The organism is Staphylococcus sp. HMSC071G07 (assembly GCF_001811435.1).
Taxonomy (GTDB): Bacteria; Bacillota; Bacilli; order Staphylococcales; family Staphylococcaceae; genus Staphylococcus; species Staphylococcus pettenkoferi.
Window position 1 is genome coordinate 29,284 of the sequence record NZ_KV804783.1, and the last position, 13,136, is coordinate 42,419.

11 protein-coding genes are annotated in these 13,136 nt (G+C 41.0%); 4 read left to right on the forward strand and 7 right to left on the reverse strand.

What is annotated here, in order from left to right; genetic code table 11:
* Window positions 1-143 precede the first annotated feature (143 nt).
* The 4 genes from lrgB to HMPREF2802_RS08945 all read right to left on the reverse strand — a co-directional run bounded on the left by lrgB (window position 144) and on the right by HMPREF2802_RS08945 (window position 3,953).
* Window positions 144-851 carry an antiholin-like protein LrgB gene (gene lrgB / locus HMPREF2802_RS08930; RefSeq protein WP_002471025.1) on the reverse strand — a complete coding sequence of 236 codons (708 nt, stop codon included), beginning with the start codon at window positions 849-851 and terminating at the stop codon, window positions 144-146.
* Window positions 851-1,309, reverse strand: coding sequence for an antiholin-like murein hydrolase modulator LrgA (gene lrgA / locus HMPREF2802_RS08935; protein WP_002471031.1), 459 nt, complete (start codon window positions 1,307-1,309; stop codon window positions 851-853). The genes lrgB and lrgA overlap by 1 nt, the downstream gene beginning before the upstream one ends.
* A gap of 120 nt (window positions 1,310-1,429) precedes the next feature.
* On the reverse strand, window positions 1,430-2,197 hold the full coding sequence (locus HMPREF2802_RS08940; RefSeq protein WP_070503780.1) for a response regulator transcription factor LytR: 768 nt from the start codon (window positions 2,195-2,197) through the stop codon (window positions 1,430-1,432).
* Window positions 2,178-3,953, reverse strand: coding sequence for a sensor histidine kinase (locus tag HMPREF2802_RS08945; RefSeq protein ID WP_070503948.1), 1,776 nt, complete (start codon window positions 3,951-3,953; stop codon window positions 2,178-2,180). Before HMPREF2802_RS08945 ends, HMPREF2802_RS08940 begins: the two co-directional genes overlap by 20 nt.
* Before the next feature lie 419 nt (window positions 3,954-4,372).
* Here HMPREF2802_RS08945 and HMPREF2802_RS08950 point away from each other — a divergent pair, with 419 nt between their 5' ends.
* The 3 genes from HMPREF2802_RS08950 to HMPREF2802_RS08960 all read left to right on the forward strand — a co-directional run bounded on the left by HMPREF2802_RS08950 (window position 4,373) and on the right by HMPREF2802_RS08960 (window position 6,886).
* Window positions 4,373-5,764 (forward strand): MFS transporter, encoded by a 1,392-nt coding sequence (locus tag HMPREF2802_RS08950; protein ID WP_070503782.1) that lies wholly within the window; start codon window positions 4,373-4,375, stop codon window positions 5,762-5,764.
* Between the two features lie 113 nt (window positions 5,765-5,877).
* Entirely contained in the window at window positions 5,878-6,318 is a 441-nt protein-coding gene (locus HMPREF2802_RS08955; RefSeq protein ID WP_070503785.1) for a DUF805 domain-containing protein, read from the forward strand.
* Between the two features lie 85 nt (window positions 6,319-6,403).
* The gene (locus HMPREF2802_RS08960) at window positions 6,404-6,886 is read left to right on the forward strand and encodes a DUF1440 domain-containing protein (RefSeq protein WP_070503787.1); all 483 of its coding nucleotides are present in this window, start codon (window positions 6,404-6,406) and stop codon (window positions 6,884-6,886) included.
* 107 nt (window positions 6,887-6,993) lie between these two features.
* Here the strand turns inward: HMPREF2802_RS08960 and yidC are convergent, their stop codons facing one another.
* Both yidC and HMPREF2802_RS08970 read right to left on the reverse strand, forming a co-directional pair.
* Window positions 6,994-7,815, reverse strand: a complete 822-nt coding sequence (gene yidC / locus HMPREF2802_RS08965) for a membrane protein insertase YidC (RefSeq protein ID WP_002471015.1) — start codon at window positions 7,813-7,815, stop codon at window positions 6,994-6,996.
* Window positions 7,816-8,789: 974 nt separating this feature from the next.
* Window positions 8,790-10,814, reverse strand: a complete 2,025-nt coding sequence (locus tag HMPREF2802_RS08970; RefSeq protein ID WP_070503790.1) for a cation:proton antiporter — start codon at window positions 10,812-10,814, stop codon at window positions 8,790-8,792.
* 246 nt (window positions 10,815-11,060) lie between these two features.
* On the opposite strand from HMPREF2802_RS08970, the gene HMPREF2802_RS08975 reads away from it, so the two are divergent.
* Entirely contained in the window at window positions 11,061-11,870 is an 810-nt protein-coding gene (locus HMPREF2802_RS08975; protein ID WP_070503792.1) for a metallophosphoesterase, read from the forward strand.
* 33 nt (window positions 11,871-11,903) lie between these two features.
* Here HMPREF2802_RS08975 and HMPREF2802_RS08980 read toward each other — a convergent pair whose 3' ends face one another.
* Window positions 11,904-12,518 carry a C39 family peptidase gene (locus HMPREF2802_RS08980; protein WP_070503795.1) on the reverse strand — a complete coding sequence of 205 codons (615 nt, stop codon included), beginning with the start codon at window positions 12,516-12,518 and terminating at the stop codon, window positions 11,904-11,906.
* Between the last annotated feature and the right edge of the window lie 618 nt (window positions 12,519-13,136).

Consider the following 13,136-nt stretch of genomic DNA (forward strand, 5'->3'; position numbering starts at 1 on the left):
AATACGCAGTATTGCAAATTAGTAGTAAACATCACATTCCATCGAATGCAAATTAGTACAATACCCCATATTCCAACGACACAAAAAAGCCCCAGGATGACACACATCCCAGAGCCAAACATAATACCATACAACTAGCCGACTCAGACCAAGAACTGAGACAAGATCGGCGCCACAACAACAACTACAACACCCACAAGCACAAGCGCGATACTCGCCATAGACTCCTCAGTCTGACCAAAGTCCTGCGCAGCCGCCACACCTAAAGAGTGACCACTCGTACCCATAGCCAAACCTCTCGCAATCGGGTTCGTAATTCTGAAGAAACGAATCATCTTCGTACCCAACGCATAGATGATAACCCCATTCAAAATACATGCAAGAGAAGTCAATTCCTTAATACCATGGATGCCATCAGACACCGGTAACGCCACTGCAGTAGTAGCCGCTTGCGGTAACATAGAGTTGATGATTTGATCAGAGAACAACGCAATCTTACCAATCAAGATGATCAATACTAATGCGACCGTTGTACCCACAACCAAACTACCAAAGATTTGGAACCAATATTTTTTCAAGACGTCACGTTTTTTATACAGTGGGATTGCGAAACACATCGTTGCTGGTTCTAAGAAGAAGTTAACGATGTCCCCACCAATTTTATAGTTTTCATAACTAATACCTGTAATCTTCAAGAATGCGATACCTACAACCATGCCGACGAATAATGGAGCTAATAAGAAGAAACCATTCGTCTTTTTAAAGAAATACGCGGCAATCGTAAAAGGTACGACTGATAACAAGATACCAAAGTACGGTGTATGTACGATTAAATCAAGAATGTGTGCCATTATTTGTCATCCTCCTCACTCTTAGCTGCTTCCAACGTATCATCTGACTTTCTTGAGAACTTCATCAAGAGTTGAGAAGTGAAACCTGTACATAATAAGAGTAATAATGTTGAAATGATAATCAGTAATATGATTAAAATCGGTTTCGAACTAATTACACCGAGTGAGTTAATTACAGAGATACCGGCTGGAACGAAGAATAGTCCGATGTTATTCGTGAGTGCCGTACCTACTGTTTCAACTTGTCCTAATTTCACTATGCCAGTACATAAAGCGATGAAGAGTAATACCAAACCAACAACTGAGCCTGGCATCGGCACTGGGGAAATGCCTTCGATCACTTTAGAGATAAGCAAGATGATTCCTAGGACAGTAACTTGGTGTAAGAAAGTGTAAGTCTTACTTTCCTTATTTCGTGATGTTTGTGCTGTGTTATTATGAGATTTTGCAGTTGCCATCCATAACATCCTCCCTTTACTATTTCACTTCTATTATAAAAGACAAAGTGCGTTTTCAAGGGCTTTTCAGACTGAAATGCAATAACTATGAGCCGAGTTGCATTAAACGCCTTGTGACTGTCAGTCCAGTCCGAATTGCTGTTTGAATCGCTTCATATAGGAGCGGCTAACTTGGAATTTCAAGTCTCGCATCATCGTCAATTGGTACGTGTAATTAAACCAATGATCGATAGTTTGAATATAGTTTCGGTTAATAATCGTCGCACGATGAATACGGATAAAACGCTTGTCGTTCAGCCGTTGTTCGTAATGACTTAAAGGTTGATTCGTTTCAAAATCACCAGTCGTTGTGTTAATTGTAGTAACTCCGTTATTAACAGAAATCGCTATAATATCTTTCGTATTCAGTAAATGGATGCGATCGTCCATTTCTACGGGAAGTTTATCAAAGTCATACGGTGAAGCGTCATTAGCCTCGCTTTCAACTTCGTGATGGGTTGACGCAGCTTGGTTATGCGGCGTGTCTGATGGAGTGCTTGGCGTAATCTTCGCTAAAGCCTGTTCAATACGTGATTTCTCAAAAGGCTTGAGAATATAGTCTGTCGCGTTTAACTCAAAGGCTTTGACCGCAAAGTTATCGTGCGCTGTCGCAAAGATGATATGTGGGTGATTAGCCATCTGATTGATCTTTGATGCCATGTCTAAACCACTCTCATCCATCAAATTGATGTCGAGAAAGACGACATCATACGTATCGAACAAAAGCAGTTCAAGTGTTTCTTGAATCGTTTCAGCTTCAGATATTTGTTCGAAAGGTTGAATTTCTGTTAATAGATAGCGCAATTCATTGCGTGCTAAAGGTTCATCGTCAACGATGATGGCTTTCATGAGTGAGCGCCTCCTTGTGATGTTGGTATGGAATATCGCAATAGATGCGAGTTCCTTTCTTATTAGAGTCGAAATGGAGCTGTGCTTGATTGCCAAAGAGTCCAGTAAGTCTGCGGTTTAAATTCTCGAGCGCGCTGCCGGTACCTGACTCTGAACTCACACTACTTTTACCTAACTGTGGTAATTTCTCTTCAGGAATACCGTGGCCATTATCCGTCACACTTAAACGCATATGTTGCGCTTTCGTCGATGTTTCTACAAGCACACGATTATTCTTTTTCCGATGGGTAAAAGCATGTTTAATCGCATTCTCCACTAGAATTTGAAGCACGAAAGGTGGAACGTTCGCGTGTTTCGTCTCCGGTGCAATCTTGAATTGAATGTTGAAGCGGTCAGGATAACGCGCTTGTTCAAGTGAAATGTATGCCTCAACTTGCTGGAGCTCTTGCTCTAAAGTGATGATATTATCTCGCGCACCTTGCAAGTTAGAGCGGAAGAATTGACTAAGCTGTAGCAACAAATCTCGAGCTTTCTCACTGTTGATTCGTATCATTGCAGAAATTGTATTAATTGCGTTAAAGAAGAAGTGAGGATTCACTTGCGCTTGTAACGATTTAATTTCCGCATCTCTTAACAATGCGCTTTGCATCTCAGCTTGACCTAGTTCGATTTGGCTAGAAAAGATTTCAGCTAAACCTGATGCCATTTGTTTATCAGAAGTCGTAATCACGGTACGATCGGTAAAATACAGTTTAAGTGTGCCTACTACTTCTTCACGTAAATAGAGTGGAACGACAATCGCTGCCTCTAAAGGACAGTTCGGATTGTTACAACCGATATCTTCACGTGAATAGGCTTCCTTTAACGTACCAGTACGAATGGCCTCTTTAGACAAATTAGTAATAATCGCTTTCTGGGCAACATGGTGATCGCATCCTGCGCCGACATGTGTCAGAATATCACGTCGGTTGGTGATCGCTACTGCCGAAACTTGCATCAAATTCAGTATGATTTCAGCTGCACGTTTGGCAGAACGCTCATTTAACCCAGAGCGGAAGTAGGGTAGCGTAGCGTTTGCAAGCTGTAACACGTCATGCGTTTGAATCGCGCGTGTCTCTTCCTCTTGGCGAATTGTTGAGAGTATGATGGACAAGAAGATTGCCGTACCTATGGAGTTAATCATAATCATCGGTATAGAGATAAAGCTGAACAGATTCCATGACAATTGCGGGTGATGTGAGAAGACGAGGATACAAAGCATTTGGATGACCTCGCTGACTACACCAACCATAGCGCCCTTCAAAGCAGTCGGATACTGATGGGACTGCATCGCTTTACGTCCGAAATATCCAGATAATAACGCGATAAAGATAGATGAAATGAAATACGTATACGCATCAGCGCCTCCTATGTAGACACGGACGAGACCAGAGATAACGCCGACCATCAACGCGACGTATGGTCCACCAACTAAACCTGAGACCCCAATCGTTAACACACGCGTATTGGCCATCGAAGCGTCATGAGGCAAATGTTGGTATAACGTGCCGCTGATGATTTCATTTCCTCGAATTTGTATTCCTGTGAAGTTAGACAAGATAGAGAAACAACTGAAGATAAAGATGAGTTTCACTTTAGCATGAAGTTGTTCTCGTTGATTCATGATATTTTTACAATAATTGATGTTCATTAAGATATAAGCGAGTAGAATAATCAAGCCCATCCGCTCAAGTAAGAGCATAAATAAGTTAAACATCGTGCCACCTGCCATGTTGTGATTACCTTTTATTATACTACATATCAGAGATATATAACAAAACGCTATTAAATTATTTCACTATTGATGTAATTTTTAGATTAAAATTAGAATTTGTTCTTGTGTGAGATGTTAAAAATATTAGCCTTTTTTATATTTAAGTGTTATTTTAGAAATTAGCAAAACATCAAGATTACCAAAATAATTCCGAGCAACATATTATGAATGACGAAAAATGAAAAGATATAACGTCATCATATATTTGGTGAACATGAGCGTTTTGAGATTGTTAGAGCTACAGGTTGAACGAATAAATATATCGCTCAAAAGAGCGTGATGACCGTTAAGTTACATAGTAGCACTAGCAGTTTCGAAACATTTTTATTTATTTTGGAAACTTTATAGGAGGCGAACTTGCAATGGATTCTGGGCGAACCTTTAAGGGAGACAATCGATTGCTACTAGGAATATTTCTCGGAGTGATTACATTCTGGCTCTTTGCCAATTCACTCGTGAATATAGTTCCAACATTACAACAATCATTTAACACGAAACTAGGAACGATTAATGCAGCAGTGAGTTTAACCGCATTACTGTGTGGTTTACTTGTCGTAGGTGCAGGTGGACTTGCCGATCGTTATGGTCGTATGAAGTTAACGTATATCGGTTTGATCTTGAGCGTAATTGGTTCAGGACTGATTATTATTCCTGGATTTGCACCGCTATTAATTATTGGGCGTGCAATTCAAGGTATATCCGGCGCATGTATTATGCCTGCTACACTAGCAATTATTAATACGTATTACATAGGCAAAGCGCGTCAACGTGCACTCACATACTGGTCCATTGGCTCTTGGGGCGGTTCAGGAATTTGTTCCGTCTTCGGTGGCTTCATGGCAACATACGTAGGTTGGCGTTCTATTTTTATCATTTCTATCATCGTCGCATTACTCAGTATGTTTCTTATCAAACATGCACCTGAGACCAAAGCACCGAAATCTGAGAAAGCTGCAGAGAACAAGTTTGACTTTGTTGGCTTGGTTCTATTAGTCATTGCGATGTTAAGTATCAACATGATTATTACACAAGCGTCAGATTACGGATTGATGTCTCTGCTCATTATAAGTATGATTGTCGTCTTTATCATGTCATTCATCGCCTTTATTATTTGGGAACAGAAATATAATAATCCGTTGATCGACTTTGGTTTATTTAAACATAAAGGATATAGCGGGGCGACGATTTCCAACTTTTTACTTAACGCGGTATTTGGTACCACACTCGTGGCCAATACATATTTCCAATCCGGACTGGGCTTTAACTCATCCCAAGCAGGCTATATTACTTTGACCTATTTGATTTCAGTTCTCATTATGATTCCGATCGGTGAGAAAGTGCTGCAGTCGATGGGAGCGAAACGTCCAATGATGATTGGCGCGCTACTCAACGGTGTCGGCATCGTCTTATTGATGCTCGTCTTCTTACCACCAACATGGTACGTCGTTGTGAGTATCATCGGCTATCTCATTTACGGTACAGGTTTAGGTATGTACGCAACACCATCTACAGACACAGCCGTTTCAACAGCGCCAGATGATAAGGTTGGCGTGGCTTCTGGTGTGTACAAGATGGCTTCGTCATTAGGTAACTCATTCGGTTTAGCCATTTCAGGTACGTTGTTCTCAGTGATGGGCGATAAATTCAACATCCAACAAGGGATGACGTATGGCCTTGGTTTCAACGTCGTTTGTGCGTTGCTCGCGTTCATTTTAATCTGGGCCTTAGTACCGAAGAATCAGTTTAACCACTGATGAGGGATTGCAGTATTAGGTAAAATGTGCGGAGATTATACGTGGTTCGCTGTGTATGATATAGTGAAACACAACGTTCAAGTATACGACGTCATTGCAGAGGTGAATAAGAAATGATTGAAGGATATAAAGCATTCTGGCAAAACTATATTAATTACAAAGATAAGACGTCGCGCCAACATTTCTGGACGCCGATTATTCTACACATTATCGCGATATTTGTAGTAGCCGTGTTAGGGCTTATTAGCTTTCTGGCAGGCTCGATTCTACTCAGCGCGCTACTCTTTGGATTGATTGGGCTCTTCATGTTAGCGACAATTATTCCAACAATCACACTTACAATGCGTCGCTTTCATGATGCAGGACGCCAACCACGAATGGCATTCATCTTGTGCATCGTAACGATTATAGGAGCGATTGCTTTCGATTTAAGTAGACATGATGGATTAGCCATCTTCTTTGCGTTGATTATATTTATTTGTTTAATCCTCATTCTGATTGAGACGTTAAGACCCTCAACACAGAGCGCGTCTGATCGTTTAAAATGGTTCTAGCAATATAAGTCATTTGAAATGCATAGAGTAAGGTATAATACGGGTAGATAATATAATGAATCCTGAGAAGATAGAGGTGTTTCAAATGGCAAATATTTCGGTGAAACGTGTCGCACTCACTGGCATTGCAGGTGGCTTGTTGGCCGGTGCAGTGAAGATTGGATGGGAGAGTCTATTCCCACCACGCACGCCACAACGAGAAGAAGAACCCCCGCCTTTAACATTTTTAAAAAAGGTCAATGTAGGGGATAAAGTGTTAGATTTCCGTGTGGTTTATAATCGTAATCCTATTCCGGTGGCCGTGATGGGTGTACATTTCGGATTCTCCATGGCCAACGCGTTAGTCTACACATTAATGGCCGAACGTTGCACTACAGTAACGAAAGGTTATGGTAGTGTGTTTGGTATCGCAGTCCACGTAGCATTTCACGATGTATTATTACCATTATTAAAAATTACGCCGAAACGTAAAGACTTACCACCACAAGAACTCGTGTCTGAATTCTTTGGCCACATCGTTTGGGCGAAAACGATTGAATTAGTTAGACGTGCTATTAAAACGAAATAGAGATGTATTTTAGCCAACGCGAGGGGAGTGAAGTTCCTGTCGGGTTGGCTTTTTTGTGTAAAAAAGCTCTAAAATGAGGCGAAATCATTTTAGAGCAAGAAAGGCATTTACTCATGTTGCTCCTCTTCGCTAAGATGACCTGTGCGTTGGGCGAGTTCGCGTGCTTCTCGCCGAGCCTTTTTACCATAATACTGATGTGCAAAGTGAACTTGAATAATCAAGAATAAACCACTAAACGTCCAGTAAAGTCCGAGGGCTGACGCGGAATGTAACGCCACGAAGCTAATAAAGATTGGTGACGCAATCATCATGATGTAGTAGGGCGTGCGCTGACCTTTCGGATAATGGATGAGGTTAGCGATTGGCTGGATGAAATAAATCACTGCTGCAATAATCGTGATGAAGATTTCAGGTTCCGTTAAGTTGAACCACAAGAAATGTGGATGCGCATTGATGCCGCCTGCCGTTGGATACTTCAACACTGCGATTAAAGCGAACAGCAATGGAATTTGAACGAGTATCGGTAAGCAACCGAGCATACTCTTCCACGGACTGATACCAAACTGTTTGTAGGTTGTGACGAGCTCTTGGTGTGCGTTGTTCTTCTCTTCTTGGTCTTCGGCGTTTTTGATGCGGGATTTAATCTTGTCGATCTTCGGTTTAATGATGTTGGTTTTTTCGCGCATCATGTGTAAATTCTTGGTTTGCATGACCATGAATGGGAGTAGGATGATTCTGACGATGAGTACGATGGTGATGATCGCGAAGCCGTAGTTACCGTTGTATAGGTGGCCTAGGCTGTGTAGTAGATGGTCTAGGGGACTGACGAAGGTGTTGTAGAAGAAGCCGGTGCGGTCTTCTGGGTTTTGGTAGTTGCATCCTGTGAGTAGGATGAGGGTTGTGATGAGTAGTAACCATTTTTTGTGCATATGGCTGGGCCTCCGGGTTGGTTTGTTTGTCTTCTCACTCACTGTATCATAGGAGGTGGGTTTATTAAAATGTATCGTGGGATTTAGGTGTAATTGTAGGGTGTTGTGACTAATTTGTATTCGTAAGAATTTAAAGTTGGTTACTAATTTGCAATACTGCGTATTGGGGGTGGCGACGCTTTCCGCAGGCATGGCTTGAGCCTGTAGTCTCAAGACGCATGCTATTCCTGCAGGAGTCGCGCCATCCCCCTTTAACTTGTATTGCGTAAAAGTATAGAGAATAGCTAATCACGTACTAATTTGCAAATGTAATAACCCACTCCCAATCATACACTTTTATTTTGTATTGGTATTAATTTTAGTGTCTTCTACTAATTTGCAATACTTCGTATCGTGAGGTGGTGACGCTTTCCCAGGTGGTCACGTTCAACTAATTCATAACGCTTGTTACGCGTTATGAATGGATTTTCACTGTGCCCTTGATACCTCGGGAGTCGCACCACCTCTTTTTTACTCGTGTTGCAGGAGTTCGAAGTATAAATTGTTTGCTTCTAACTTTGGAAAGTAAAATTCACTCAATCAACACCACAATTTCTCTGTTGTTTGTTTAGGTTTAATAGAGTGTTTCGAGGGTGGTAGTGTTTCTATATAAGTTGATGTCTTATGGGATTTGAGTTTTAGAATATCGAGGAAAAATAAGTTTGCTTAATTAAGTGATAAAAATATTAAAAAATTAACTCTTCATCTACGTTAATTGGGGTAAAATGAAGTATTCGAAAGAGATGAAACTCTAATATTGTCGTTAAATAGCTACCATAGTTAAATAAAGATGTTTATGAAATCTTCTAATTATAGTTAAAGAAGAGGCTGGAACACTAAAAGAAAATGGTGTATGAAGGGAGTAAAACATTGAAAATAAATATCTTCGATTTTGTCCCAGCTTCTTCTCTTTAATTCAGTATGTGTATGCTCTTTTATTCACTAGCCACGACGATTTCGTTGTAGTTAATATTTTCGCGAACTTGGGTCGCAATGGTTTGATTCACGTGGCCTTGTGCGACGAGTTCGTCTAGGTATTGGCGTTGTAGGTATAAACCTTGCATTTTCTGTTCTGCGGTTTGAAGTGGTGCTGTTTTTGTATATTTTCTGTTACGTCTACGTAATAGGTTGAAGCGGTTGTAGTATTCGTAAAGGACGATGCTTACTTCGAAGACGTTTTCGTTCGTTTGTTCTTTGGTCAAGCGTAACGCGATGTTGTGGTGAACGATACGCATGACTTTCATCACTTCTCGCATGTTTGTTTTAAACTCGGCAAGTTGTTGTTTGGATTCTGGTTTGTTCTTTGCGCGATAACGTAAGGCGAACATCTTGATACGCATTTTGAATCTCTGCACGAAGGTTGATTCGCGATAATGCACAGTGTTTTCAATCGCTGTGTGATATTTTTGTAGGACGGCGCGATCGATTTTATCTTGTTCCACGAGTCGTTCGAGTGTTTCTGTTTCGACTTCTGATGCGAGGTCTTCTAAGCGTTTCACTTCTTTCGCATTTTTGTTCTCCGGCTCAATTTGCAGGAGGAAGAGTAGTTCATCGAAGTACGAGGAAATAATCGCACTGTAGTTTTCATCTTTGTGTTGTTTACCTTGTTCTCTGAAATAGCTAATCACGCGTTCGAGAATATAGATTTTAGTCGTTTGATAGCTCATCGTTTGTTGTTCTTTACGTGATGCTGAAGGTGTGATGAGTGGTAATATAACTTGGGCCATGACTAAGCTGATTAAGACCATTAATGATGCGATGAATAATAGGTCATTTTTAAAAGTAAAGGCATGATGGTCAGCAAGCATGGTTGGCAATGTTAGGGCCATCGAGAGTGAAATGGTACCGTGAATGCCACACATCGTCATAACTAAAGCATAAGAACCACGTCTCGGCGGCGTATCGGTCTCCTCGTCTAAGTAAGACTGAATATTTCGCGGATAGTAAAAGTCTTTGAACCAAATGTAGACCCAGACGAAACGCACGATGTAAATCGCTAAGGCAATGAGCAAGGTGGTAATAATCAAGAAGTGAATGTTCTCTGGTTCATGCTCAACGATATCGATAACTACCTTAGGAACAATGTAGCCTAACACGACAAATACGAAACCATTCAATGCGTAACTGAGTGTATCCCAAATTTGGTTGTAACTCATTTGTAGCTCGGTTTGGGCACGAATTAAACGGTCATGTTCGAAACCATGAACCAATCCAGCTACTACAACTGCAATGATACCGGAAGCGTGGAGCTCTTCAGCCAATAGATACACTGCGAAGGGTGTTAATAACTGAATAAAAATGAGTGTGTTACTGTCTTTCAATCCTTTATTTGCGGAAAGATAGACACGTAAACGTACGATGACAAAGCCGATAATAAATCCAATCAGCACACCAATAATTGTAGAAATAATAAATTGGCCGATCGCATTTAAGGCAGAGAAAGCGCCTGTAACTAGCGCAGTGACTGCAATTTTAAATGAAATGATACCGGCAGCATCATTCAACAGCGACTCGCCTTCGAGTATCGACATGGCACCTTTGGGCAGGACTTTGCCTTTCGTAATCGCTTGCACAGCAACCGCGTCAGTTGGACATAGGATGGCCGCAATCGCGAAGGCAGCTGGCATCGGTAAGTGTGGCCAAATCCAATGGATAAAGAAGCCAACACCAATGACAGTTGTGAAGACGAGTGCCATCGCCATCAATATAATCGGCTTACGATATTCAAGTAGCTTGGTACGAGAGACATGCGTCCCTTCGACGAATAGTAGTGGCGCGATGACCGCCATCATAAACACTTCTGAATCAAATTCGAAGTGGAGTGGGATAGGTAGGATAAATAGACAGACACCTAGGGCAATTTGGATAAAAGCCATAGGTACTTTCGGCAGTCGATTATGTATGATTGAACTGATGACTACCGCGAGTATAAAGATTAAAAATGCTTCTAATAAATACATAGGGTCTCCTCATCTGTGTAGTGTATTACTCAATATTTTAGCATTTAATGTGGGGAAGTACTATGTGATATGACTCCGAAATTGCGAGAAGTCATTTTAAATTGATAAACCTAGAAAGAAATTGAGAAAGTGTCTAAAGTGAGCGCATTCACGTGCAATAATAAATATATGAGTTAAGCAGTTCGATAGGTGGAGAATGCATCTAACCTTTATAATGTGACTATCATGAGAAAGGGGAAGTGTGTGATGAAGATAGGATTGATTGCAGATTTACATGTGGATCGACATAATGAACTGACGCCTAATGACTATGCGACAGTGTTGAGTCAAAGTGTAAGGCAGCACGAGGTGGATTTACTCATCATAGCTGGAGATATCGCTAATCGAGATGACATCGTGGTGGACTTTATTCATTGTCTGGAACAGTTCACAAATATAACCATTCGCTTCGTCCCAGGTAATCATGATTTATGGACCTCAGAAGATCAACCTTCTACAGCAGAGATACTTCAACGCTATCGTGAAATGGACGAATGTCTAGTAGGTTCACCTTATATCATTAACGACGCGTGGGCGATAGTAGGTAACACAGGTTGGTACGATTATAGCTATGCGAGTTCGAAATTCACACAAGAACGTCTAGCACGAGGTAAATTCTACGGCGCTACTTGGCAAGACAAAGAACGCATTGACTTGCCTTACAAAGACTTAGAGCTGGCAGAACGCGCAGTTGAACATACTAAAGAAGACCTTGCGAAAGTAGGACCTCGCCAAATTATTCTCGTCACACACGTGGTCACGCATCCGGAATTCGTCGTCCCACTTCCACATCGACTCTTTGACTTCTTTAACGCCTATCTCGGCACTTCGAAATTTGCGGACATTTATCATCATTATCCGATTCGCTATAGTGTGATGGGTCACGTACATTTTAGAAAACGACTCAACGACCAAGGTATTGAGTACATTTGTCCTTGCCTCGGTTATCCACGACAATGGCGCACGTCCGATATTTCCCGGGAAATGACTCAGACATTACAAGTGATTGAAATCTAGTTAAGTGAAGTTATTTTTAAAAGGCAAAAACACTTAACGAGTTGGCTGAATATAAATACACATACGACCAGGTGCATCATAACTTTGCTGCATACGAGCTTTAGGCATACGAATAACTTGGAAGCGGTTCGGAATGAACGCCGGGACGTAGACAGAGTGAAACCACTGACTCCACAACGGGTCAATGTAATAGTAATATTGATCGTCATAACCGATTAACACAGTGGTATGAATATTCGAAGTGAGTTGCTCCTTCGTGCCATCCATCTTAAACCAACGAAGCGCAGGCGATTGACCCAGCACGGTATGGTAAATCAGAACAGGCTGCCCCGCATCGATAATCGTTTCCAGTTCATCCAGAGTCTTGCCCGTGCCATCTTTAAAGCCATCATGAAACTGCTTAAGATGAGGTACATACGCCTGAGGAAAGATCGTTTGATGAAACCCAAACTTCACCAACAACTGATGACCCACATAACCCTTACGCGGATTATTACGATGCTTCGGCCAATCCTTCATTATTGTCGTCGCCTTAATACGACGATGATTGTATTGTAAGAGCATAGCAGCCGCCACACCTTCACACCCCATGACCATAGGGATAGGAAACAGCTGGCTTATCGGTTTAACAGGCAACATGCGCTTCATCTAATCTCCCTCTTTCCTGTCCAATTAGTATATTTATTATAGATGAAACAGATGGTAAAAGTATAGAGCTAAGTGATTCGAATAGAATACTTTATATTAATGACAAGTCATTGATAAAATAATTGAATTTAACCTCAACACTAAATAGGAGAATGGCACTTTTCAAAGATGCCATTCTCCCTAAATTTCCATATTTAGATTTAGTAAGAAACATTTATATTCAATCCTAAACACATAGATAGAGTGGAAGTGTATGAATGATGAGTATATAACAGATAAGTAAGAAACACTTCATTCCTAGAAACACTCTATTAAAACCAAACATATAAGAGAAAGTGTGTTGGTTGTGGTTAATGTGATATTTGGTATTATAGGAAAATATTAAAATGTCTAGATACAATTGCAAGACGAGTATAAAAGAGGTGGTGCGACTCCCGAGGTATCAAGGGCACAGTGAAAATCCATTCATAACGCGCAACAAGCGTTATGAATTAGTTGAACGTGACCACCTGGGAAAGCGTCACCACCTCCCAATACGCAGTATTGCAAAATAGATCGAAACACTATATTAAAAACAAACAACTAAGAGAGAGTGTGTGTTGTGTTGATGGCAGTTTA